20 protein-coding genes are annotated in these 24209 nt (G+C 44.9%); 8 read left to right on the top strand and 12 right to left on the bottom strand.

What is annotated here, in order from left to right:
* Positions 1-111: 111 nt before the first annotated feature.
* A complete protein-coding gene (locus DKT75_RS12890) occupies positions 112-2670 on the bottom strand; it encodes a fimbria/pilus outer membrane usher protein (RefSeq protein WP_146201373.1) in 2559 nt (852 codons plus the stop codon).
* A 30-nt stretch (positions 2671-2700) separates the two neighbouring features.
* Positions 2701-3417, bottom strand: coding sequence for a fimbrial biogenesis chaperone (locus DKT75_RS12885; RefSeq protein ID WP_109823847.1), 717 nt, complete (start codon positions 3415-3417; stop codon positions 2701-2703).
* 210 nt (positions 3418-3627) lie between these two features.
* Here DKT75_RS12885 and DKT75_RS12880 point away from each other — a divergent pair, with 210 nt between their 5' ends.
* Together DKT75_RS12880 and DKT75_RS12875 are read left to right on the top strand one after the other, a co-directional pair.
* The gene (locus tag DKT75_RS12880; protein ID WP_109823846.1) at positions 3628-5115 is read left to right on the top strand and encodes a protein adenylyltransferase SelO; all 1488 of its coding nucleotides are present in this window, start codon (positions 3628-3630) and stop codon (positions 5113-5115) included.
* Between the two features lie 102 nt (positions 5116-5217).
* A complete protein-coding gene (locus tag DKT75_RS12875; RefSeq protein ID WP_109823845.1) occupies positions 5218-5721 on the top strand; it encodes a hypothetical protein in 504 nt (167 codons plus the stop codon).
* A gap of 74 nt (positions 5722-5795) precedes the next feature.
* Here the strand turns inward: DKT75_RS12875 and DKT75_RS12870 are convergent, their stop codons facing one another.
* Together DKT75_RS12870 and DKT75_RS12865 are read right to left on the bottom strand one after the other, a co-directional pair.
* Positions 5796-6662: a VF530 family protein gene (locus DKT75_RS12870; protein ID WP_109823844.1), complete on the bottom strand. Its 867-nt coding sequence runs from the start codon at positions 6660-6662 to the stop codon at positions 5796-5798.
* Complete coding sequence (locus DKT75_RS12865; protein WP_109823843.1) at positions 6659-8251, bottom strand: ABC-F family ATPase; 1593 nt, start codon at positions 8249-8251, stop codon at positions 6659-6661. Before DKT75_RS12865 ends, DKT75_RS12870 begins: the two co-directional genes overlap by 4 nt.
* A gap of 264 nt (positions 8252-8515) precedes the next feature.
* Between DKT75_RS12865 and arsJ the strand changes: the two genes are divergently transcribed.
* The 5 genes from arsJ to DKT75_RS12840 all read left to right on the top strand — a co-directional run bounded on the left by arsJ (position 8516) and on the right by DKT75_RS12840 (position 14144).
* On the top strand, positions 8516-9727 hold the full coding sequence (gene arsJ / locus DKT75_RS12860; RefSeq protein WP_109823842.1) for an organoarsenical effux MFS transporter ArsJ: 1212 nt from the start codon (positions 8516-8518) through the stop codon (positions 9725-9727).
* Positions 9728-9844: 117 nt separating this feature from the next.
* On the top strand, positions 9845-11056 hold the full coding sequence (locus DKT75_RS12855) for an NADH:flavin oxidoreductase/NADH oxidase family protein (protein WP_109823841.1): 1212 nt from the start codon (positions 9845-9847) through the stop codon (positions 11054-11056).
* A gap of 67 nt (positions 11057-11123) precedes the next feature.
* The gene (gene zntR / locus DKT75_RS12850; protein ID WP_109823840.1) at positions 11124-11528 is read left to right on the top strand and encodes a Zn(2+)-responsive transcriptional regulator; all 405 of its coding nucleotides are present in this window, start codon (positions 11124-11126) and stop codon (positions 11526-11528) included.
* Entirely contained in the window at positions 11525-12727 is a 1203-nt protein-coding gene (locus DKT75_RS12845) for an SO_0444 family Cu/Zn efflux transporter (protein ID WP_109823839.1), read from the top strand. The genes zntR and DKT75_RS12845 overlap by 4 nt, the downstream gene beginning before the upstream one ends.
* Before the next feature lie 172 nt (positions 12728-12899).
* Entirely contained in the window at positions 12900-14144 is a 1245-nt protein-coding gene (locus DKT75_RS12840; protein WP_109823838.1) for a glycoside hydrolase family 26 protein, read from the top strand.
* Positions 14145-14483: 339 nt separating this feature from the next.
* Here DKT75_RS12840 and DKT75_RS12835 read toward each other — a convergent pair whose 3' ends face one another.
* The 8 genes from DKT75_RS12835 to DKT75_RS12800 all read right to left on the bottom strand — a co-directional run bounded on the left by DKT75_RS12835 (position 14484) and on the right by DKT75_RS12800 (position 22827).
* A complete protein-coding gene (locus DKT75_RS12835) occupies positions 14484-15638 on the bottom strand; it encodes a Gfo/Idh/MocA family protein (RefSeq protein WP_109823837.1) in 1155 nt (384 codons plus the stop codon).
* Positions 15639-15649: 11 nt separating this feature from the next.
* A complete protein-coding gene (locus DKT75_RS12830) occupies positions 15650-16711 on the bottom strand; it encodes a sugar phosphate isomerase/epimerase family protein (RefSeq protein ID WP_109823836.1) in 1062 nt (353 codons plus the stop codon).
* 31 nt (positions 16712-16742) lie between these two features.
* Positions 16743-17864, bottom strand: a complete 1122-nt coding sequence (locus DKT75_RS12825; RefSeq protein ID WP_109823835.1) for a Gfo/Idh/MocA family protein — start codon at positions 17862-17864, stop codon at positions 16743-16745.
* A complete protein-coding gene (locus DKT75_RS12820) occupies positions 17857-18621 on the bottom strand; it encodes a sugar phosphate isomerase/epimerase family protein (RefSeq protein ID WP_109823834.1) in 765 nt (254 codons plus the stop codon). The genes DKT75_RS12825 and DKT75_RS12820 overlap by 8 nt, the downstream gene beginning before the upstream one ends.
* A gap of 34 nt (positions 18622-18655) precedes the next feature.
* Complete coding sequence (locus DKT75_RS12815; RefSeq protein ID WP_245923202.1) at positions 18656-19753, bottom strand: ABC transporter ATP-binding protein; 1098 nt, start codon at positions 19751-19753, stop codon at positions 18656-18658.
* 2 nt (positions 19754-19755) lie between these two features.
* Positions 19756-20658: a carbohydrate ABC transporter permease gene (locus DKT75_RS12810; protein WP_109823833.1), complete on the bottom strand. Its 903-nt coding sequence runs from the start codon at positions 20656-20658 to the stop codon at positions 19756-19758.
* The gene (locus DKT75_RS12805; RefSeq protein ID WP_109823832.1) at positions 20651-21514 is read right to left on the bottom strand and encodes a carbohydrate ABC transporter permease; all 864 of its coding nucleotides are present in this window, start codon (positions 21512-21514) and stop codon (positions 20651-20653) included. Before DKT75_RS12805 ends, DKT75_RS12810 begins: the two co-directional genes overlap by 8 nt.
* Positions 21515-21594: 80 nt before the next feature.
* Positions 21595-22827, bottom strand: coding sequence for an ABC transporter substrate-binding protein (locus DKT75_RS12800; RefSeq protein ID WP_211665420.1), 1233 nt, complete (start codon positions 22825-22827; stop codon positions 21595-21597).
* A gap of 233 nt (positions 22828-23060) precedes the next feature.
* On the opposite strand from DKT75_RS12800, the gene DKT75_RS12795 reads away from it, so the two are divergent.
* The gene (locus DKT75_RS12795) at positions 23061-24095 is read left to right on the top strand and encodes a LacI family DNA-binding transcriptional regulator (RefSeq protein ID WP_109823831.1); all 1035 of its coding nucleotides are present in this window, start codon (positions 23061-23063) and stop codon (positions 24093-24095) included.
* Positions 24096-24209 lie beyond the last annotated feature (114 nt).

Raw genomic sequence — 24209 nt, 5'->3', positions numbered from 1 at the left:
ATTTTTAATCTGTGCAACTCGGGGGAGATACCTCAGATCTGGTCGCTACTTTACTGAATTTTACATGAACGGATTATGAACGAAACTTAATATTCGTTCAGTTTCGATAACTTACAGATGGATGGTAACTTTACCAAGGTCTTGGATACCATCCTCTTGAATGCTTATTTTAACCTCAACTGCACCCATATCAGGGTAATCATGAAGCTCTAATATATAGCTACCTGAAGCAACCGAAGGAATGCGGAAACGTCCTGATTTGTTTGAGAAAAATGCGATTGCCTTGTCTTTATTTTTAGTCGAAATCCATTGCCCTCCTTTGAATCCCAAGGGCTTTCCAGTGACATCAACTAAGATACCATCAACGACCGTACCAGGCTCTCCGCCAACATTAAAACTGAACCCATGATGAAATCCTGAAAATGCTTCAAACTCGGTTTTTTCTGGGTCATAACCGAAAGGAAGCGAGATTTCATCGACACTAATACGCTGCCTTTCATAATCATCTAAATGGATGACAGCCTTTTTTCCTACCGATGGAATTAACGCAGAATACGTGACTGGCAAAATACTATCTTCATCATCTGCATAGACAAAGCGACGATTGCCTGTATTGAGCGCTATCGCTTGTTTCTGGTTTCTAGGCCCACCAACCAGCGCAAAGCTATTATCGATCGGATACGTCACCGCACACTCGCTCCCAGCACATGCCAAGCTCGTATTAATACCCACTTGCACACTTTGCTGGTCGGTCGAGCTAGTACTGGCATGACTAGCACTAAAGTGAGACTCGAACTTTTGCATCTTTAACGAGCCTTCAACCCTTTGCTCAACACTACTGCCCTTTTTACGATAAATTAGGTTGCCCGCTAAACTATCTTTACCGATTGAATTAAGCGCCTTCACTTCGTAGCGTGTTTCTAGAGAGCTATCCTTACTATTAGCCAATACACCAATCCGCTTTCTTCGAGATGTCTTACCACCCAAAGCGATTGATAATTGCGTTTTCACGCTCCAATCGGTGTCATCTGCATAATTAAGCCCGAAACTAACGCTATTACCTTTCCCAAAACGACGCGAGGTTGATAAGTCCAACGTTAGGTCATTACTACCATCATAATAATTAGCGTGGTTAAGCCCTAAGGCCGTGTTCCACTTTTTTTGTAGCACTTTGCTGGCTTTATAATAAAAGCTCGTTCTGAGGCTATCACTATCCTCAAGGGTCACATCATCTAAACTTAATGCCGCAGAAAAACCTTTTGAATGTAGTTCACCACCCAACTCCCATCTAACCTGTTTTTGTTTACTCATGACGTTCGACTTAAATGTAGCGCTAAGTGCTGTGCCCATGCCACCAGCGCTCGTATGACTTATCGCAGTCCCCACATGAAGACTTCCTAATTCATTCGCGCTCAAGACATCCGCACCCAACAGTAGTTGGTCACCCACTAACTGAGCGTCAGCTCCAACAGTGATGGTCTCGGTTAGTCCGTATTGATAAATACCACTCGCGACAAACTTATCCGAGTCATTAGACAACGCACCTGTGGCGACGGAGTACTTGGATAGCTTTGGTTTTAATAATCGGTTATCAAATAACTGTGACGATTCTTTAATCGTCTCCTTACCAAAGGAATCAATAATTTTAAGCGTAATATCATTGTGCCCATCAGTCAGGCCGATATCCTCAAGCTGGTAAGTACCCGCGGCAAGGGTGTAACGCTCTATTTGAAAGTTATTGAGGAGTACAATCACATCCGAACGAGTCGTTAAAATCAGCTTTTCACTGGCCACAGGCTGACTTTCCTGAGACCTATCCAGAGAGAAATCCTTACTTATCGACAACCCCGTCAGCGTGACACCTTGTTGAAAGTTTCGTTGAATACCCCTCACATCCCCTAAACGGTAACGGATTAAGTTATGAGGTTCGTCGTAAGTAAGGTATGTATTAGAGAGCGACCAATCATCATCGGACTTCGTTAACTGGCTTTCTAGCGTCACTTTATTGACCGTCAAATTACCATCAAGCTGTAATTGGAGGTCACTGTAATTCTCACCGTCTTGAAACGTGAGTTCAGTATTTGTATATAAATTTAAATAGCCACTGACATTACTGGCTTCTAGTTTATTGTCTTTCCTAACGGATGAGGAGATATCTTGTAGTAATGACAGTATCAGCGGTTCGCGCTGTTCAGGGTCTAGCTTTAGGTTAAGGCTTAGCGCTGCAGTGTCATAAGCCGCTTTGATATCATGCTCAGCCAACCACTCAAAACTCACCTCTTTAGTGTCACCCAGCGCTTTCTCTAGTGCGATGAAAACATCTTCTTTTAGAATAGTTTTTAACTGGGGAATCACATCAACCGATTTAACACGATTAACGACTTGCTGCTTGCTGTTAAAGACCATGACAGCATCATGTTTTTGACCATCAATCATCAAATCAACGGTGAACTGCGAAGGCACTGCTTTTTTCTTGGTACCAAATGCCTTAAGAAATAAGGCCTGCATATCGGCTGCTTGATCTGCTAAAGCGATAGAGGGAGACACAAGTAAGCATAAACTCAGGCAAATACTGGCGAGCAACACTGAACGAACACGCCCATTAGTGCTATTACCACTCCTACCAAGTTTTAACCCCATAATCCCCACAACCACCTTGCTCAGAGCCACTATAAAAAGGCCCTGAGCATAACTTTCTTATTATTTTGGTACGCTCAATGATGCAATCCAAGCGGCATTTTGAAACTGTGCTGGCTTCTTGATAAGGAAACGCTGCGTCGACTTAGCCAGTACATTTTTTCCTTCCATACCCAGTAATTGGTCACCTTTTAACGTGATCACTTGGTTACCGTGCTTCAAGCTCAAAATAGCTTTATTCAACAGTTGATGACGCGTGCCTGAGTTAGCAATTGTCACACTCAACTTGTCGCCTTGTGGCTGGACTGCACTGACGCTCACATTACTTTGAGTTTTGCTCGGCTGAACATAAAGAGCACCGACTAGCTTCATTAGCATCGTCACGCCCGTTGGTTCTTTATCCAATGACACATGCACTTGCTCTGCGATCAAACGATACGCTTGCTCATCTTGCAGTCTGCTATCACCCAACCACTGCACACGAACCTTCTGCGCTGTTTTTGCAGGGATGATTGTCTGTGGCGGATAAATCATAAACTTATCATCCGCAGGTAAACGCACTTCTTCAGCGCCTTTCTGCTGTCGTGTTGTCATGTTGAATTGAACAGCGATCGGCTTATCACTCTCATTTATAACACTAAATATTTGGTTTGCACCCGCGCCAGCAGGCTTTAAAACCAAGGATAACGGCTCCATTTGCAATGCGCTCGCGAGGGGGCTGACGAGTACTGCTGCTGCAAAAATAAGGGATTTAAAGAGTGGGTTCTGTCTAAGTTTCATTGGGGAGACCTATTATATTAATTATTGTGGCTTGCCTGATGCTATAAACGATAACTGACCAGCACAATGCTTTTCAGGTTAAGCGGCGGCATTCCACCAAAAGCACACTACATTTGGCTTTAAACAGGTCACTGTCATTAGAAAGGTTTTTTAGCGACAAGCCATGGAGTGTTGTAGCATAGACTCACACTATTACCGATATGCCTCCCCATGACTCAAGTAACGCCTTTCGCCTTCGACAATACGTATGTAGAGCTACCAGAAACTTTTCATGCTGACGCGACACCTACGCCCGTCGCTGACCCAAAACTTATTCAGTTTAATACTGAACTCGCTCAAGAGCTGGGCATCGACCTTGAGCAACTAGAAGCTGCTGACCCTGCGCTTATCTTTTCGGGCAATGAACTGCCTGAAGGCTCAGACCCTATTGCTATGGCTTACTCTGGTCATCAGTTTGGTAATCTTAATAAATACATGGGTGATGGCCGAGCGATCTTATTAGGTGAAGTGGTTGGTAATGATCAACACCATTACGGCATACAACTAAAAGGTCCAGGAAGGACGCCCTTCTCTCGTCGTGGTGATGGTCGCGCAGCGATTGGCCCGGTGATTCGTGAGTACTTACTCAGTGAAGCGATGCACATACTTGGTGTGCCAACGACGCGGGCTTTAGCGGCAGTATCAACGGGCGAACACATCGTTCGACAAACCCAATTACGCGGGGCAATTATTACCCGTACCGCACGTAGTTTTGTGCGTGTAGGTATGTTTCAGCACTTCGCTATTCGTGGTGATTATGACGGTTTAAAAGCGATGGCTGATTATGTCATTGAGCACACATACCCTGAACTTAAAACCTCTGACACGCCCTATTTGGACTTGCTTAATGCGGTCATAGAGCGCCAAGCAAAGTTGATTGCACATTGGATGCAGTTAGGATTTATTCATGGCGTGATGAACACTGACAATATGTCTATCTCAGGCGATACCATTGACTATGGCCCCTGTGCTTTTATGGATGAGTATCATCCTGAAACGGTCTTTAGCTCGATTGATAGTCGTGGTCGCTATGCTTACCAAAACCAACCTGCTGCGGGACATTGGGATCTCTGTAGACTAGCGGAGTCAATGGCACAGCTATTTAGCGAAGACCAAGATGAAGCAGGCAAATTAGCACAGGAAGCAATAAACGACTTCCCTAAGCATTACGAAAAGTATTGGCTGACAGGTATGTGTCAAAAACTAGGCTTGAGCGAAGTCATTGAAGGCGACCTTGAACTAGTGAATGACTTGCTTGATGTCCTGGATGCTAACGAGGCTGACTTCACACTGACCTTCTACCATCTCTCTAGCGCGTTAATGGATAGCACGGTCAACGACCAAGCGATTCGTGACTTATTTGAAAACTCAAAGCCGTTTGAAGCATGGGCTGAGCGATGGCGTGATCGTCTCGCGACTGAGTATCTTACCGATGAAGAGCGACAGATAAATATGCATAAGGTGAACCCTTTGTATATTGCGCGAAATCACTTGGTTGAAGCGGTGGTTCGTGCAGCCGAAGATAATGCAGACTATGCGCCGTTTTATGAAATGCTGGACGTTTTGAAACAGCCATTTACTGAGCAAGTGGGGAAGGATAAATACGGTTTACCTCCTCAAAAAGAAGAAGTGGTCTTACGGACTTTTTGCGGTACTTAAACCAGCTAAAGCAGAAGCTCATGAGTTAATCAGAAGCTTCTGCACATAATCTGCAAGGCCTGTCTCTAAGATACAAACCATTAAAACAAACAGGCCGCTGCAATGACAAAACCACAACTCTTTTGTAAATGGACCATACTCGTTTGGTTAAACGCTGCATTTAGCTTTTTCATGGCACTGGGAAATTCTGCTCGAACAGAATCCGCAATTGCAGGCATGATTTGTGGCGTATTCACCTTTGTCGTTTTGTACTACTTGCTAGACCTTCGCTTGCTTCAACAAGGTAAAGATACACTCAGAAAATGGCTACTGATTGGTGTCATTATCAAAGCACTTACCCAGTTCCTCCCCGCCATTGAAATAGCCGCTGGAATGGCTGCTGTTGGCCTTGTTGAAATAGGTGTGGAATTCGCACAACAATTTGGTTACTTCTTAAGTAGTACTGGCCTTGACTCGTTTATCAAAATCTACCTAATCACCGTCATTGACGGAGTACTACTCTCGCTCGCAGTGGGTATATTTGTACTACTGATTAAGCTATTTTGTAACAAGGTTCTCCCTCTCTTCAAAAAGCCCAAAGAAGCAGTCACTAGTAGACTCGCCTAGGTAAACTGCACCTACAAAAAAGCCACTAATAAACAACTTAGTGGCTTCCTTTAAAACAAGTAGATAATTAAACTTTACTCGTCTGCATCTCCACCTTTGAAATTACCCCAAGGGTCTTTCGCTGGCGTAGGCTTTGTATCTGCTACTGAGTCATCTGCCGCTGCCGATTTATAATGAGTCGACTTACTTGGCAAGCTCTCACCAGACTTATCGATGCTCGGCTTAGCATCCTGACTCTCAACCTTCGCCTTATAAAAACTAGGCTTGCTGTCTTCAGCAGGTACATCTGCTTTATAAAAACTAGGCTTGCTGTCCTGACTTGGCACATCTGCCTTATAAGGGCTTGGCTTGCTATCGCGACTATCAGAGTCTGACTTATAAAAGCTAGGCTTACTATTGCCTTGATTACGACTCGCTGAGCTGCCGCCTTTATAAAAGCTAGACGTATCACTATCAGAATCATCAGAGCCATAAAAACTAGGCTTACTGTCACGATCCTTAAAGTAACCGGCGCTACGCTGCTCGTTATAGTCTCTGCTCGACCCTTTACGAGCACCAGAATAACTATCTCTCTGAGCGGCTCGCTCTTCACGCTTTTCTTGCTGATACTGACCGTCTTCAACGGTTAATACAGCAGGCTCGCCCGGCACATGGTGCTCTGGAACGATGCGCTCTCTTGGCGGCAATTTAAACTGTTCAGACGATACAGCAGGCAAGTTCTTATACTTATACAAGTAAAACACTTCAACCTTCTCACGCGCCCAATCTGTCTTTTTCAAGAACTTATAACTAGCCGCTAAACTAGGGTTCGCTCTAAAACAATTGATATTCAAATGCGCAAACAGCACATCAAAACCATAGTGACTCACTAACTCATTCAAAACCGTTTTTGTACCAACGCCATGCAACGGGTTATTTAAGTATAAGTTTTCTTCGCTCATGCTTTACCTCGGCTTGCTCGGTATTCGTCGTATGTACCTTCGAAATCAATCATCTTATTACCCTTAATTTCTAAGACACGGTTAGCAAGTGTAGAAACGAACTCACGGTCATGGCTAACAAAGATTAGCGTACCTTCATACACTTTAAGCGCGTTGTTCAACGCTTCGATCGCTTCCATATCCATGTGGTTAGTCGGCTCATCCATTACCAAGACATTGGTGTCTTGCATCATAAGCTTACCAAACAACAGACGATTTTTCTCTCCACCTGAGCAAACCTTCGCTTTCTTGTTGAAGTCATCTTCCGTAAACAACAAACGGCCTAGCATCGCACGGACTTTCATGTCATCGTGCTTAGGTGTACGCCACTGAGACATCCAATCGAAAATCGTTAAGTCGTTACCGAAGTCAATCGTATTATCCTGCGGGCAATAACCAACCGCCGCATTTTCAGACCACTTATACGTACCACTGTTTGGCGTTAACTCGTCCATAAGGCAGCGAAGGAATGTCGTCTTACCAGAACCGTTATCACCCAAAACTGCTAAACGTGTACCCGCTTCAAGGATCAAGTCATTACTCTTAAACAGAGTCTCGCCTTCAAAACCGTGGGACAACTCTTCCAGTACCAACGCATTACGGTGTAATTTTTTGTGCTGTGTAAAGTTAAGCGATGGTGTCATTCGACTAGAGTTTTTCACATCATCTAACTTAATCTTATCTAGCTTTTTAGCACGAGAAGCAGCCTGTTTCGCTTTAGATGCATTCGCACCGAAACGATTAACGAAGTCTTGGAGTTCTGCAATCTCTTCACTCTTCTTACTATTACCCGACAGCAACTGCTCACGAATAAGGCTAGAAGCCGCTAGGAAGTACTCGTAGTTACCCGGGTAAACACGTAGCTCACCGTAGTCGATGTCAGCCATGTGAGTACACACAGAGTTCAAGAAATGTCTGTCATGCGAGATGATAACCATCGTACAAGTTCGCTTGTTAAGCTCGTCACTCAACCAACCAATCGTCTCGATGTCCAAGTTGTTGGTAGGTTCATCAAGTAGCAAAATGTCTGGATTAGAGAACAACGCTTGCGCTAGCAATACACGTAACTTACGACCCGGAGCAACCTCGCTCATCAAGCCATAATGTAATTCTTCTTCGATACCTGCGTTAAGTAAGATGTCACCTGCACGACTTTCAGCAGTGTAACCATCCATTTCAGCAAACTCAGACTCAAGGTTACCAACTTTCATGCCGTCAGCTTCAGACATCTCAGGCAATGCGTAAATACGTTCACGCTCACATTTGATCGCCCAAAGCTCTTTGTCGCCCATTATTACGGCATCAATAACGCTGAACTCTTCAAATGCGAACTGATCCTGACTCAAGGTACCTAGCTTTTCGCCGGGTGTAATAGAGATATTTCCTGCGCTAGGCTCTAGATCTCCACTCATGATTTTCATTAATGTTGACTTGCCACAGCCATTCGCGCCGATTAGGCCGTATCGATTACCATTGCCAAATTTAGCTGAGATGTTTTCAAATAAAGGCTCTGAGCCGAACTGCATGGTGATGTTTGCTGTGGAGATCAATGGAATAGTATCCGAGTGGTATAAGAATTAAGGATGCGAAGTTTACAGCGTATTCGTTTTTTAGTATACCGCGCACGCTATTCTATCTAGCGAAATATTCCTAAGCGGTTAAAAATTCTCTTGTCGTAACAATTGCTTATCGTATTTTCTCCAGAACCTATTGCCACCTAATCATGAAATCAGCGCTAATATAAGGTGCAATAAGATCAACAAATTACAATGACTTTAGTATACTTCGATCATCCTTAAATGCAGTGAAACACTATGAGTCTGGACCTGAGAAATTACTTAACCGTAACAGGCGGTTATTGGGCGTTCACCCTAACAGACGGCGCTATACGCATGTTAGTAGTGCTGTACTTTCATCAACTCGGCTACACCGCTTTAACCATTGCATCACTATTCTTATTTTACGAACTATTCGGTGTCATCACCAATCTTGTTGGTGGCTATCTTGCGGCAAGACTCGGCTTAAATGTGACCATGCATATAGGGATGGCCATGCAAGTCGTCGCTCTAGGCATGTTAACCGTGCCTCCTGAAATGCTAACAGTGCTCTACGTGATGGTCGCGCAAGCCATGTCAGGCATCGCCAAAGACCTCAACAAAATGTCAGCCAAGGCCAGTGTCAAAACTCTCGTGCCAGAAGATGCGAATGATCGTTTATTCAAATGGGTAGCGATACTCACAGGCTCAAAAAATGCACTGAAAGGCGTTGGTTTTTTCTTAGGCGCAGTCTTATTAGAAGTACTTGGTTTTCGGGGCGCACTACTCGCGCTTGCAGGTGGATTATTGGTAGTACTCGCCATCACGTGGTTTTTGCTCCCTAACGAGCTTGGTACGGCCAAAGTTAAACCCAAATTTACCCAAATATTTTCCAACTCTGCTGCCATCAACTGGCTGTCAGCGGCACGCTTCTTTTTGTTTGGTGCGCGTGACGTTTGGTTTGTGGTCGCCATACCCGTGTTTTTGCACGAAGTATTGGCGTGGAGCTTTACCCAAGTCGGTGGCTTTATGGCGCTATGGGTGATTGGCTACGGCATCGTACAAGCCAGCGCGCCAGCTCTACTCAGAACCAAAGACCAAGCACCTAAGGGTGATGCCGCTCGTTTTTGGGCGTTGATACTACTCTTCATACCCGCAACGATGGCGGTAGCACTGTCTCAAGATGTGAATCCACAATGGGTGGTTTTGATTGGACTGACGCTGTTTGGCATCGTGTTTGCGATTAATTCTGCGCTGCATTCTTACTTGATATTGGCTTATGCGGATGGCGATAAGGTGTCTATGAACGTTGGCTTTTATTATATGGCCAATGCTGGTGGGAGATTGGCTGGGACGGTATTATCTGGCTTGGGCTATCAGACGTTAGGGTTACAGGGGTGTTTGTGGATTTCGGCCGCGTTTGTGGCGGCGGCTTGGGGATTGTCTTGGTTTTTGCCTGAGGGAGAGGCGGGATCTTTAAACCATAAATAATTATTTCCACCACTATACTATTGAGGTTACTTTTACTTGCTTACAACATTAAGTAAATCCCAGCCGCATACTATGTCACAACCATAATAACCGCTCATTAGCGATTGACAGGCAACTATGACTAACCATTCAAAATCAATTCATTTGCTTCAAAGCCCACTCGAACTTCCTTGTGGTGCAGTGCTTAAAAATAGAATGGCAAAGTCACCCATGTCGGACTCGCTTTCAAATGGTATGGGTGATGCCACCGAAGCACAAATTCGTCTTTACGAAAGATGGGCAGAAGGTGGAACTGCACTGTCCTATATTGGTGAAGTGCAAGGTGATCCGCGCTATCCAGAAAAGCCGGGCAACTTGACTCTCGGGCAGGATAGCGACCAACAAGCCTTGCAGTCACTCACTCGTCGAGCAACAATTAATAACGCTCACTTATGGGCGCAGCTTGGTCACGCGGGCGCACTATCGCACTTGCCCATCAGTCAACCGAAAGGCCCTTCCGCCCTCCACCTTGCAGGACTTCAATGTGAAGGCATGTCTATTAATGAAGTTCGACAACTGCCTGACATGTTTGCAAAAACGGCTTTGCAAGCACAGCTCATGGGGTTTAGTGGCGTTCAAATTCACGCAGGGCATGGTTTTTTACTAAGCCAGTTTCTTTCTCCATTATTCAATCATCGAACAGATAGTTACGGCGGATCTATCGCTTCACGCTGCAAGATAATCATCGAGATTATCAATGAAGTTAGACACGCAGTGGGACCGTCTTTTCCCGTCGGCATTAGAATCAATTCAACCGATCAGTTAGAGGGTGGATTGACCGAACTTGATGCTTTGGAAGCTATACGACTACTAGATCAAACCTCCGTCGACCTTATCGATATTAGTGGCGGTACTTACTTCCCCGGCGCAAAAGCGAGTTCCGATAATGCTAGCGCTGGGCCTTACTTTTTAGACTTTGCTCGACGTGCAAAAGAACTCACTAGTATATCTCTGTCAGTTACTGGCGGATTTAAAACACGCTCACAAGCCATTGATGCACTCGCGAGTGGCGCGGTTGATGTAGTGGGATTAGGCCGTGCGATGGCGCTTAACCCTCAGCTTGCAAATACTTGGTTAACAGAAGAAGGTGGAGACCCTGAGTTTCCAAAGTTCGCATCCAACCCGCCTGGCGGAATAACCGCTTGGTACACCATGCGACTGACAGCTTTGGGCGAAGATAAGGAGAAATCCTTCGACATGGACCTCCCCACAGCTATCAGTGTCTATGAGGCGCGCGATGAAGAGCGCTGCATTACATGGCAAGAAAAGTTTGCTCATTTGTACACATAAGCGCTTGACCCTATAGCTAACTTCAGGGTTTATACTCGATGTATATTCTCTGAAACAGGTAAGCACTATGCGAATAGGCGAACTCTCAAAACAATGTGGCATTCCCGTAGAAACCATTCGTTACTACGAAAAGGAAGGCCTAATCCCTGCACCACCGCGAAGCGCGAGTGGCTACCGTGAATATTCTAAGGCAAGCATGTCGTTTCTGAGTTTTATACAGAGTGCTAAGGCCGTTGGTTTTTCACTAAAAGAATGCCGCAACTTACTCAGTATTTTTGTGACTCGTGATGCACATACCTGTGCCGAAGTTAAGGATCTGTCTGAGCAAAAGCTCGAAGATCTACAAACTCAAATGCAAGCACTGGCCAATATGCACCAAACTCTAAAAGCGATTTCAGATGCCTGTTGTGGTGGTGATGAGTCCGCGGCTAATTGCGCAATTCTAAATAAATTTGAAGGAAGTGAAACATGAGTATTCCAGACAATTGGTTTATAAGTTTTTTTCAAAACTTGCTCGATCTATCTCTAGAAGCGGCACCGTGGCTGATCGTCGGGTTGGCACTAGGCGGCTTGATGAAGGCACTGATACCTACTGAGTTTTTGCAGAAGCATTTAAGTGGATCAGGCTTTACTTCAATTGGTAAAGCGACATTACTTGGAGCGCCTTTGCCGCTCTGCTCGTGTGGTGTTATCCCTGCGGCAATTGGCTTACGTCAAGCAGGTGCATCAAAACCTGCAACAGCCGCTTTCTTGGTTTCAACCCCAGAAACGGGTGTTGACTCGATTACGGTGACGTATGCGTTAATGGGGCCATTTATGGCGATTGTTCGCCCTATTTCCGCATTGATTTCGGCATTTTTATCGGGAAGTTTAGTGGCTATTTTTGACCCCGATGAGCCTGTTAAAAAGACTGCTAATGACCACGCAACTGCAACTAAAACGGATAGCTGTTGCTCAACTGAGCCTCAAGCAAAAACAGAGTCATGCTGCGCGACAGAAGCGGTTAAAGACGTTGTTACAGAAACAAGCTCATGTTGTGACTCAGAACCAGCAAAAGCCGAAAGCAGTTGTTGTAGTAATGAAGTAACACCACCTGTCGAGCCGTCATTTTTCAACAAAGCTTGGTCAGGCATCAACTATGCATTTACCACCCTACTCGACAACATTGTGTTCTGGTTAATGATCGGAATGTTGTTTGCAGCGGCGAGTAAAACGTTCCTACCACCCGAGTTTTTAGCGCAGTGGGGACAAGGTCTACCCGCAATGTTAGTGATGATTGCAGCGGGGATTCCGATGTATATTTGCGCCACCGCTTCAACACCGGTAGCCGCTGGTTTGTTGATGGCAGGCGTTTCACCAGGGGTTGCTTTGGTACTGCTACTGACTGGGCCGGCAACCAATATTTCTACACTTGGTGTGATCAGTAAAGAACTCGGTAAGCGCACTATGTGGTTATACCTGCTGGGTGTTTCTGTGACAGCGATTATTGCAGGACTAGTGACTGATGCACTGGTTGGGATTTATAAAATTGATATTCAAACACAGATCACTGCTGGTCATGAAATGATGCCTATGTGGTTAGAAGTTGGGAGTCTGGCTATATTGGTTGCTGTGGTATTACGCAGTAAATTATGGAGCAGCGTTAGCGCAAAGCTAAACCCTCAAACGTAAATCGGCAAAGCACCAACACGCAATTAAATAACCATATTCAGCCCCCATAAAGCATCCAAGGCCTGATAATGCACGGTGTTTCCCGCTGGCTATCCCCCCGATAGTGCATGCCTGTTCACTTCATATAGCCTTGGCTTCGACAACGAAGCTTAACGACTTTCATGGAGTCAAAATGAAGTTAAATAAAAAAATCCTATGCATGGCCGTGTCTTGCCTGCTTAGCGCTCCCCTAGTTCATGCCGATACAAGCGTCGGTGCTTATGTAAATAATGACGGCTGGAGTGTTGCGACAATCGATCAGTTTAATGCTGACACCGCACGTAATGCCGCTAACGTAAATATATTCTCTACCTTTAGCTCTGACTGGGATTACCTGTCACAGCCTGCATCGAATATCGTCTCACGTGACGCTGTCCCACTAATCACGTGGATGCCTTATGAAAGTGCTTCAGCCTCTACGGACGTGCTGTTAGCAATATCATCAGGCGAAAGAGATGCCTATATCGATAACTGGATAGAGGGTTTTATCAGCTGGCGTAATAGCTACCCTGCTGACGCTCAGCCTTCTATTATGTTGCGCTTTGGTCACGAATTTAACGGCACTTGGTACCCTTGGGGTAACAAACCTGAGGAGTTAAAAACTGCTTGGCGTTATTTACACGACCGTTTTGTTGCAGCAGGCATCAACGATGCAGTGGGTTGGGTATGGTGTGCTAACAACGTCGATGTAGACGACTACTCAGACATTTCTCAATACTATCCAGGCGACGATTATGTCGATTGGCTGTCTTTAGACGGTTATAACTGGGGAAGCAACTACTCCTTTACTAGCTGGAAATCGTTCGACGAAACCTTTAGTCAGCAATATGTAAAAATGGTCACGCTGGCTCCAAGTAAACCCGTGATGCTGGCAGAAGTGAGCTCAACTGAGCCTCATGACGTGCCAGATGCAACGTGGAACCAAGATGGCGATGACAGCGACATGGCTGAGAGCAAAGAAGCGTGGGTCACTGACATGATGCAAAGCATTGAGTCCAACTACCCTGCGATCAAGTCTATTGTTTGGTTTAACACCAATAAAGAGTTGAGTTGGGGATTAAACCTTGACGGTAATACGGGTCTGTCTGCTTACAATAACGCGGTGAGTGGCAACTACTTCGGTGGTCCACTTGCCATAAAGTCAGCAGCACCTGAAGCACCCGTCGTGGTTGAAGACACTTCCAAAGGCCGTAAAAACAAAGGCAAAACAACCGCTAAAACTAGCTTAGACATTAAGTTAACAGGTATCGAAAATGCGCTTAGCAGAGTACCCGCTGTCGTCGGTCAAAAACTACTAGCACGTGAGGCAGAAGGTATTCGACAAATGTCTAAAGAAAACCTGCAAAGCTGGCGTTTAAATCGTTTACTTGATCAGTAGGCTAGGTAACTAACTCAATAGACTAAAGCTACCGTTGTGATCGAAACTTTGACCTGCTAAATGGTGTTGATAACAATTAGACTAAGCGCATGCAATCCAACAAGGTACTGACATGAAAACTTATAACAAAATTGTAAAACTCACCATCGCCGCAGCTACCCTGTTTGCACTCAGCCAAGCAATGTACGCCGCAGATATTAGCGACGTCGTCGATTGAGTAAAGGCTCTGAAGAATAGCGCCACAAAAAAGCCACTAACGTTGATTCGTTGGTGGCTTTTTTTATAACTCTACAATACAACACAGGTGTTGCTAATCAATTCACCTATGCTGTCACTTCATCAGATTTTAGTCCAAACGGCCCCTTGTCCAGAAGACTCAATGCATGCAACGATAAAGCGCATGCCCAGCAAACCATCACCCACAGTAGGACATAAAAGATCATCAACCGACTCACCCGCTTCCTTACTACGAATCGCTTGTGCTGCTTCAACATAGATCGTCGCAAAAGCTTCTAAATAGCCCTCAGGGTGTCCCGCAGGTGTTCGAGTAACACGCGCCGCAGCATCTCCCTGACCATGGCCACCACGAGTAATTAATTGACGGTTTTCATTGAGCGGTGAATGCCACAATTTATTAGGATCCGTTTGTTGCCACTCCAAGCCGCCTTTGTCACCATAAATGCGGATTTTCAAGTCGTTCTCATGACCGGGTGCCACTTGCGATGCCCATATCATTCCCTTTGCACCTTCGGCATAGCGCATCAAGATGTGTGCATTGTCATCGACCAAACGCCCTTCCACAAAACTGTCTAGATCAGCCAATAAATCTTTTGGCACCATGCCACTAATGAAATTAGCTAGGTTAAAGGCATGCGTTCCAATGTCTCCAATCGCGCCACCTTTTCCAGACTGCTTAGGGTCTGTTCGCCAAACAGCCTGCTTCGCACCTGACGCCTCAACCTTTTCAGTTAACCAGTCCTGCGCATACTCCACCTGCACTAAACGGATGGAACCTAAGTCACCTTTTTGCACCATCTCACGCGCTTGTCTTACCATCGGATAAGCCGTGTAGTTATGACTCAACACAAACAAACTGTCTGAGTTGCGCGCGACCTTAGCCAGTGCATAAGCATCTTCAAGATTAGAGGTAAGAGGCTTGTCACAAATGACATGAATGCCCTGCTCCAAAAAAGCCTTTGCTGCTGCAAAATGTAAGTGATTAGGCGTGACAATAGCAACAACCTGAATACCATCATCCCGCTTTGCTTCCGCTACCGCCATTTCCGAAAAGCTAGCATAACAACGGTCTGCCGCTAAACCTAAGGCCAAACCTGATGACAAACTACGCTGTGTATCTGAGGAGAGCGCACCTGCTACCAAATCAAAATGACCATCTAAACGTGCGGCAAAGCGATGTACACCACCTATAAATGCACCTTCGCCTCCGCCAACCATTCCTAGTCGTAATGGGACCGTGTTACTACTAACGTTCATGCCCTGCTCCTTTACCCTGTAATACCCATCATCTTTCGTAACGCTGCTCTATCCGTTTCACCACCCGCAAAATCATCAAAGGCTTTATCAGTCACTTCAATAATATGGTCGCGAATAAACGGTGCGCCTTCAGCAGCCCCTTGCTCTGGACTTTTCAGACAACACTCCCACTCCAACACAGCCCAACTATCATAACCATGCTGTGCTAATTTTGAGAAAATGCCCTTAAAGTCAACCTGACCATCACCCAAACTACGGAAACGCCCTGCTCGATTCATCCAAGACTGATAACCCGAGTAAACACCTTGGCGACCAGTCGGATTAAACTCCGCATCTTTCACATGTACTGCTTTAATACGCTCATGGTAGATGTCGATAAACTCTAAATAATCCATCTGCTGCAACAAGAAATGACTCGGGTCATAGTTGATCGTGCAGCGAGCATGATTATCCAGCTTCTCCAAGAACATCTCGAATGTGATGCCGTCAAAAACATCTTCGCCAGGATGAATCTCATAAGCAACATTGACCCCTAGCTCATCGTAATGATCTAAAATCGGACGCCAGCGTTTTGCTAACTCACTAAACGCTTCGTCGATCAAACCATCAGGGCGTTGCGGCCATGGGTAAAAATACGGGAACGCCAATGAACCCGTAAAAGAAACCGTAGTATCTAAGCCTAAACGACGTGATGCGTCAGCTGCTTTATACAACTGTCCAACTGCCCACTCTTGACGCGCTTTTGGATTACCACGAACCTCTTGTGGTGCAAAGTTATCAAACTGCGTGTCATACACTGGATTAACCGCAACCAGCTGACCTTCCAAGTGTGTTGAAAGCTCAGTGATTACCACGCCTGCTTCAGCGCAAATGCCTTTTACTTCTTCGCAGTAAGTATCAGAAGTTGCGGCTTTGTCTAAGTCAAAAATATTTGGCGCGCCAACAGGTACTTGAATGCCCTTGTAACCTAAGTCTCCCGCCCATTGTGCAATTGCAGGCAACGAGTTAAACGGGGCTTCATTTCCTAAAAATTGAGCCAAGAAAATACCCGGCCCTTTCATTCTTCCAGCCATAAAAATCTCCTAATAAGGTGTAAGGAATAACTCAAGCAAGTAATGCTTGAGCTTCCTCGATTCCCAATGCACTTGGGCGTTCACAGCTAGTTTCTAAGGTCAGGAATTGTTGTTGCTCGCCTGACTTCAGAATAGTGGTCATCACATCAACAACGTGTAGTGAAAACTCCAATGAACAGCGGTGTGGCTCATCAGCCATAATCGCTTGCGCCATGTCTGCCAAACCAGCAGCGCGATAGTTTGCGTTCTCGCCATCATTCGCAACTGAAAATGGGTGTGGCCATGCAGGTGTGCCATTGCTAAAGCTACCTTTATTGGTCATGCGAACTTCGCCACCAAAGAAGTTAGGATCAGGTAGGTAGATAGATCCTTCCGTACCATACAACTCCATATTGCTATGCTGCTGACTCCACACATCCCAACTTGCACCAAACATGATGCTAGCGCCTGAATGAAACTCTAATAAAGCATGTATCGTAGTCGGTGTTTCGACTTTTACTTTCTCACCGTTCCGCGGCTCAGAAGTAATGGTTCGGTACTCTTGAGCACTCGACGTCATAGAACCAACACGCTTTACTGGACCCAGTAACTGCACAAGATTTGAGATGTAATAAGGCCCTAAATCTAGCATTGGCCCAGCACCCGGCTTAAAGAAAAAGTCCGGATTGGGGTGCCACATTTCCATACCTGGAGACTGTACGAAACACGTGCCTGAAGTGATTTTTCCAACGTCACCGTTATCCACCAAATGACGCGCCAACTGGTGTGCGCCACCCAAGAAAGTATCGGGTGCTGATGCAACACGCACATTATTTTTCTCAGCAACCTCAGCTAAAATCTGCCCCTCTTCCAAAGACAGCACAAACGGCTTTTCAGAGTAAACGTGTTTGCCTGCCTCCAATATAGATTTGGACACTTCAAAGTGAGCCGCTGGAATCGTCAAATTAACAATAATATCGATGTCATCCGCTGCTAATAACTCATCGATGGTGCAAGCACGCAGAAAAAATTCATCCGCTTTTTTTTTCGCAGTATTAAAGTTGAGATCAGCGCAGGCGCGTACTTCGATTGCATTGAATATTTTAGATAGCTTCATATAGGCTGTAGAGATATTTCCACAACCCAAAATGCCAACGCCCATTACATTAGACATCTGCGCTCTCCAGCATGTTGCTAAGATTTTTATAAGAACGACTAGTAAAGCGGATCAGGTCATTTGGATTATCATGCTCGACGACAAACATACTAGTACCAGCCTGCTTTAGCGCCGCACCAATTTCCTGCCACTCCATTGTGCCTGTCATGAAGTCAGCCCAGCCGTCTTCATCGACACATTCACCTGCTGCAGCAATGTCTTTCGCGTGAGCAACAGTGATGCGGCTACCGTATTTCTCAATCCAGTTAAGCGGGTTTTGACCGCCTCTCACTACCCAAGCAATATCCGCTTCCCACTCCATTTCACTCACTGTGTTGAGTAAAATACTCATCGGAATAGCGCCATTATCTTCACAGGCAAAAAACTCAAAGTCGTGATTGTGCCAAGCGAAACTAAAACCTGCTGCGATAACCTTTTCAGAAATCACCTGTAAACGATCGGCAATGGCTTGCCACCCCACAGAGTCCGTTGGACGATCCTCTTCAACTAAGTACGGGCATACTATTTTCTTAATACCCAGTATCGTTGCCGTTTCAACAACCTTAGAAAAATCTTTCTCTAAGTCAGCAATACCAAAGTGGCCACTTGGCATTGTGATGCCATGCGTATCCATTAACAGACGAAACGCTTGCGGCTCGTTATAGACATCACCAGCGCCCTCAACTTGGGTATAACCCACTTGTGCCAATGTTGAAATAACACCATCCCATGGTGTGAAATTACGTGCGCTATATAGCTGAAATGAAATACTCATTTCACTCTCCTTATTAAAAGTAATATGTAGTTAGTTACAAACGTAGTTCTGAATCACGATCAAATAATGATAAGTTTTCAGGGTCAAAACCTATCCGAATAGAATCTCCTTCCGTCATCTCGGTTTGTCCATCAACACGAAAACGGTAATTTTGCTTATCCACGACTGACCAGATTTGAGTGTCGGACCCCATTGGTTCAACCAGTTCAACAATAGCGCCCATCTGAACCGCGCACTGCTGAGCTGCATCAGCACTTCTAATATGCTCTGGACGTATACCCAACCAAACCTGTTGATTTTGTGCCACGCGACCCTCTTCAAAGGGGTATCCTGTCACAGAAAGGCTCAAGCCATCACCACGGAAGTTATTGTCCTTATCTAATGTGCCTTGATAGAAATTCATCGCCGGTGAGCCAATGAAATCAGCCACGTATTTATTAGCAGGACGGTTATAGATAATGCTCGGACTATCAAGCTGCATCACCACACCACCTTTCATAATGGCGATACGATCTGCCAGCGTCATTGCTTCCACCTGATCATGAGTCACATAAATCATGGTATTTTTCAACTGGTGATGTAGACGTTTAATCTCAACACGCAGATCAGCACGTAGCTTGGCATCAAGGTTAGATAGCGGCTCATCAAACAAGAACACATCAACATGTCGAACCAAGGCACGACCAATCGCTACACGCTGACGCTGACCACCTGATAGCGCAGCAGGCTTACGCGTTAATAACGACTCAATCTGCAACACTTCCGCCGTTCTTGCAATACGCTTTTCGATCTCCGCTTTGGGTACTTTGGCATTTTTCAAACCAAATGCTAAATTGCCTTTGACCGTCATTTGCGGGTACAGCGCATAAGACTGAAATACCATCCCAATGCCACGATCACTAGGCTCTTCCCAGGTAACATTTTTGCCATTAATAAATATTTGCCCGTCAGTGACATCAAGCAAACCTGCGATACAGTTCAACAGTGTGGACTTACCACAGCCTGATGAACCAAGCAGCACGAGAAACTCACCCTTACCAATTTCTAGGTTTAAGTTTTTCAAGACATCAAAACTACCAAAGCTTAGTTTCAAGTCTCGAATGGAAATACTGGATTGCATATTATTACTCATTCCTAACCCTTCACCGCGCCAGCGGCAATGCCTCGAACAAATAGTTTGCCCGATATAAAATAGATCACTAATGGCACTAAACCTGTTAATAAGGTCGCTGCCATATTGACGTTATATTCCTTCACTCCCTGGACCGAGTTGACAATATTGTTAAGCTGTACTGTCATCGGATAAAGATCAGGTTTTGTGTAAATAACTCCGAATAAAAAGTCATTCCAAATACCGGTGATTTGTAAAATCATCGCAACCACAATGATCGGTAGTGACATAGGCAACATGATCTTAATGAAAATCCCCCAGAACCCAGCACCATCAACTCTTGCAGCTTTAAATAACTCGTCTGGTATTCCCGTAAAGTAATTGCGGAACAATAAGGTCATAATCGGCATACCGAAGATGGTATGAACCAACACTAGCCCCCAGAGGCTCCCATACAACCCCGCCTCTCTTAGCAAAATCACGATTGGGTAGATCATAATTTGATAAGGGATAAATGCCCCAAGTACCAAGATTGCAAAGAACGTCTCAGAACCTTTAAATCGCCATTTAGACAGCGCATAGCCATTGATAGATGCAATAAGAATAGACACGATCGTTGAAGGGATAAGGATCTTAATCGAGTTCCAAAAGCCTCGACTCAAACCATCACAGTTGATACCCGTACAGGCTTCTGACCATGCTTTTACCCATGGTTGAAAGGTGACTTCAACGGGTGGTGAAAAGATATTACCCATACGAATTTCTGGCATGCCTTTTAGCGACGTCACCACCATCACCCACAGTGGTAACAAGTAGTACACTGCAAACAAAAGCAATGTGCCGTAAACAAAAATATTACGGCGTGTAAAGGCACGTTTCGGCTTTGGACCCCGAGGACCGTCAACTAGATTAGTTTCATCAGTCATTTTTCTTTCCTCCAAACTGTAGATAAGCCCAAGGAATCAAAACAATCGCGACTGAGACAAGCATCATGGTTGATGCTGCAAAGCCTTGACCCAAGTTTTGAGCATTGAACATCTTGTCGTAAACGTACTTTGCAGGCACTTCCGAAGCGATACCTGGCCCACCCGATGTTTGAGCAAGAACGAGGTCATACACCTTAATGATGCCACTAGCGATCAACACCAACGCGGTTACAAATACGGGCTTCATCATCGGTATGATTACAAAAATGTAGGTCTTCCATGTTTTAATACCATCGACACGTGTCGCTTTCCATATATCACCATCGATACCACGCAAGCCTGCCAACATGACACACATGATCAAGCCCGAACCTTGCCAAATGCCAGCGATTAATATTCCATAAATAACAAGATCGGGGTTATAAAGAGGGTCAAAGGTAACGTTTTCCCAACCGAGGCTCTGTAAGACTTTCTGCACGCCAAATTCAGGGTTAAGAATCCACTGCCACACCAAGCCCGTTACAATAAATGACAAGGCAAACGGGAATAGGAAGATGCTACGAAACACACCTTCAAACCGTATTTTACGGTCCAGTAACGCGGCTAATACAAAACCGATAATGACGCTAATCACTAAGCTACACACACCATAGATCGCTAAGTTACCTACCGAGACTATCCAACGCTTGGTGTCCCATAAACGCTCATATTGGTCGAAACCAACCCAATTATTATTAGGTAATAAACGTGAGTTGGTAAATGAGTGATAAATCGTCCAAGCAGTACAACCAACAAAAATAACCAATGCAGTGAATATCATGGGAATTGACGCGATTTTCGCATTCAAATTTTTCATAATTCATCCATGTGATAACAATCTGAAAAATAAGCTTCTGCTTGAACATACCAAACAGAAGCTTGCTTTAAGCAAGTAAATTAATCTGCTCTAGCAATCACTTTTACAAAGCGCTCTTGTGCTTCTTCAGTTGTCATTGATGGATCATTCCAAAACTCCACCATCAAGTCTTCTAGATCACTCATCGTGTCAGCTGATATCACCTGCGAGAGATCTGGCAGTACATTATTTCCGGCCAAGATCTTGATACCTTTCTTCATGCAGTCATTGGCTGTCTCTAAGTCAACATCACCACGGATAGGTAACGAGCCTTTCTTAAGGTTGAAAGCCACTTGTGTATCTTTTTGAATAATCAGTGCTGCTAAGCGCTTTTGTGCAGCGGTCTGCTCAGCGTCTTTTAACACTGGGAAGTAAAATGCATCACCCCCTGTTGAGATCATCTCTGTCACGCCTAAACCAGGTAAACAGGTGTAATCTTCACCCGCAACTTGCCCTGCTAACTGGAACTCGCCTTGCGCCCAATCACCCATAATTTGACCACCTGCATCACCTTTGATCACCATCGCGGTAGCAGCATTCCAGTCTTGCATTTTACCTTTTGCTGAAATTTTTCTAGCTTGATCTGCCGCTTCAAATACTTTCTTAAACTCCTCTCCGCCTGCAACTTCGGCGTTTTTATCAACGTATACTTTTTTCCAAGGCTCTAAACCAGAAATCGCAATGGTGATCGCATTAAACGTTAAGTTACTTTGCCATGCTTGTTGGCCAACCGCTAAAGGTAACTTACCCGCCTTGTCGAGTGCAGGCGCTGCCGCAATAAACTCACTCCAGTTTTTAGGGACTGGAATACCTGCATCCTTAAATGCTTTATGACTCAACCACAACCACTGCGGTGAATGGATATTCACCGGTGCGCAATAAATACGCCCTTCAAAGGTACAGGAGTCCAATAATGAAGAAGGTCTGATGATTTCACGCCAGTTTTCTTTTTCAGCAACATCAGTCAGGTCTTGCAATAAACCCGCTTTAATTAACTCTTCAGCATCACGCCCATGGTTTAGCTGAGTAGCGCCCATTGGGTCACCACCAAGAATACGACTGATAATAATAGCAGCAGCTCCACCGCCACCTGCTGCAATCGCGCTATCTTTCCATTTATCGCCTGATGCATCAAATGCTTTAGCCAGCTCAGTAACGGCTGCTGCCTCACCACCTGAGGTCCACCAGTGGCTAACTTCCAGCTCAGTTGCACTAGATAAACTGCTCAGTCCTGTGAGTACAGCTGCTGCTAGTAACTTCTTAATCATTTTCATAACGTTTCCTCCAAGAAACTTATTTGTATGGTTTTTTAAAGCTCTACCAACCATATAAGTAATCGTTTACATCAATATTTAAAAGAGGAAAAATAAAATATTAATATATAAATGTAAACGGTTACATTATGATAGTTCTAATCAAACAAAGCAGTCAACACCTTTTTTAGTAAACGTTTACTTTGCTTTTTGGTATAAGGTGTTCCTCTAATTATTTTGAGAAAAGGCTCAGTATGAAGTCAGGTAGTAACAGTATTCGAGAAGTTGCAAAGGCTGCGGGCGTTTCAATCGCGTCAGTGAGCCGCACACTCAGCAACCCAGAACAGGTCTCCGAGAAGACTCGCTCTCTAGTCATGGATGCAATAGAGAAAACAAATTACAAAATCAATCGTGCTGCCCGTAACCTGCGAATGCATCAGTCTGGAGAAATATTGGTGCTTGTTCCAAACTTGGGAAATCCTTTTTTCTCCGAGATACTCTCTGGCATCGAAAAAACATTTCAAAATACTTACTACAATGTCCTGATCGCTAACTCCTTAGGCTATGACGAGTCAGAAGACTTGCTCGCTGGTCATTTAGAGAACAACCATGCTGATGGAATTATTATATTAGACGGGCAAGTTTCGCCCCGCGCTCACTCATGGCTAAGCCAGCATGCCGCTAAGCACAATGTCATTTTCGCTTGTGAGTGGGTAGATGGCTTAGAGCAACCGATTATTCGCAGTAATAACGCCCAAGGTGCTGCCACTGCGATTCGCTATTTACACTCACTGGGTCATCGAAAAATAGCCCATGTCACTGGCCCTAAAGAGAACATTCTTACGCTTGCTAGATCAAAAGGAGTGACCGAAGAACAAGCAAGGCTTGGACTAACTATGGACCCTGAATGGGTCGTCGAAGGAAACTTCAGCTTAAAGTCTGGTTATCGTGCAGCAGAAAAGATTTTAGCAGCGAAGAACCGCCCTACCTGCGTATTTTGTGACTCAGACCAAATGGCATTCGGACTCATTTCACGATTTAACATAGAGGGTATTCGAGTTCCTGAGGATATTTCTGTTATGGGGTTTGATGATATTGAACTGTCAGAGTTTTACGTGCCACCGCTAACGACGATTCGTCAAAATCGCCATGGAATTGGTACTGCTGCGGCTGAGCGTATGCTGGCGCTTATAAAGAATGAGATCACTTCGGGCAGTAATCAAGAATGTAAAATTGAAGTTGAGTTAGTTGTAAGGAATAGCTGTAAGCGTATTACTACGCCCAAATAAGTTAATAGGGCACGACACAAATAGGTGAACTCTCAACACACGGCAGTGCACCCATAGAAACGTTCAATACTCCGAGAAGGAAGCTTTAATCCCAGCTCCTCGCCTATCGCTTCG

The sequence above is a fragment of the Leucothrix arctica genome (assembly GCF_003172895.1).
Classification (GTDB): Bacteria; Pseudomonadota; Gammaproteobacteria; order Thiotrichales; family Thiotrichaceae; genus Leucothrix; species Leucothrix arctica.
The sequence above is the reverse complement of the archived record's forward strand: the minus strand, read 5'-3'. Positions and strand labels throughout refer to the sequence as shown.

Coding starts and splice junctions, on each gene's coding strand:
- DKT75_RS12885 (WP_109823847.1), bottom strand. CDS start 3,417: ATGAAACTTAGACAGAACCCACTCTTTAAATCCCTTATTTTTGCAGCA.
- DKT75_RS12880 (WP_109823846.1), top strand. CDS start 3,628: ATGACTCAAGTAACGCCTTTCGCCTTCGACAATACGTATGTAGAGCTA.
- DKT75_RS12875 (WP_109823845.1), top strand. CDS start 5,218: ATGACAAAACCACAACTCTTTTGTAAATGGACCATACTCGTTTGGTTA.
- DKT75_RS12870 (WP_109823844.1), bottom strand. CDS start 6,662: ATGAGCGAAGAAAACTTATACTTAAATAACCCGTTGCATGGCGTTGGT.
- arsJ (WP_109823842.1), top strand. CDS start 8,516: ATGAGTCTGGACCTGAGAAATTACTTAACCGTAACAGGCGGTTATTGG.
- DKT75_RS12855 (WP_109823841.1), top strand. CDS start 9,845: ATGACTAACCATTCAAAATCAATTCATTTGCTTCAAAGCCCACTCGAA.
- zntR (WP_109823840.1), top strand. CDS start 11,124: ATGCGAATAGGCGAACTCTCAAAACAATGTGGCATTCCCGTAGAAACC.
- DKT75_RS12845 (WP_109823839.1), top strand. CDS start 11,525: ATGAGTATTCCAGACAATTGGTTTATAAGTTTTTTTCAAAACTTGCTC.
- DKT75_RS12840 (WP_109823838.1), top strand. CDS start 12,900: ATGAAGTTAAATAAAAAAATCCTATGCATGGCCGTGTCTTGCCTGCTT.
- DKT75_RS12835 (WP_109823837.1), bottom strand. CDS start 15,638: ATGAACGTTAGTAGTAACACGGTCCCATTACGACTAGGAATGGTTGGC.
- DKT75_RS12830 (WP_109823836.1), bottom strand. CDS start 16,711: ATGGCTGGAAGAATGAAAGGGCCGGGTATTTTCTTGGCTCAATTTTTA.
- DKT75_RS12825 (WP_109823835.1), bottom strand. CDS start 17,864: ATGTCTAATGTAATGGGCGTTGGCATTTTGGGTTGTGGAAATATCTCT.
- DKT75_RS12820 (WP_109823834.1), bottom strand. CDS start 18,621: ATGAGTATTTCATTTCAGCTATATAGCGCACGTAATTTCACACCATGG.
- DKT75_RS12815 (WP_245923202.1), bottom strand. CDS start 19,753: ATGAGTAATAATATGCAATCCAGTATTTCCATTCGAGACTTGAAACTA.
- DKT75_RS12810 (WP_109823833.1), bottom strand. CDS start 20,658: ATGACTGATGAAACTAATCTAGTTGACGGTCCTCGGGGTCCAAAGCCG.
- DKT75_RS12805 (WP_109823832.1), bottom strand. CDS start 21,514: ATGAAAAATTTGAATGCGAAAATCGCGTCAATTCCCATGATATTCACT.
- DKT75_RS12800 (WP_211665420.1), bottom strand. CDS start 22,827: ATGAAAATGATTAAGAAGTTACTAGCAGCAGCTGTACTCACAGGACTG.
- DKT75_RS12795 (WP_109823831.1), top strand. CDS start 23,061: ATGAAGTCAGGTAGTAACAGTATTCGAGAAGTTGCAAAGGCTGCGGGC.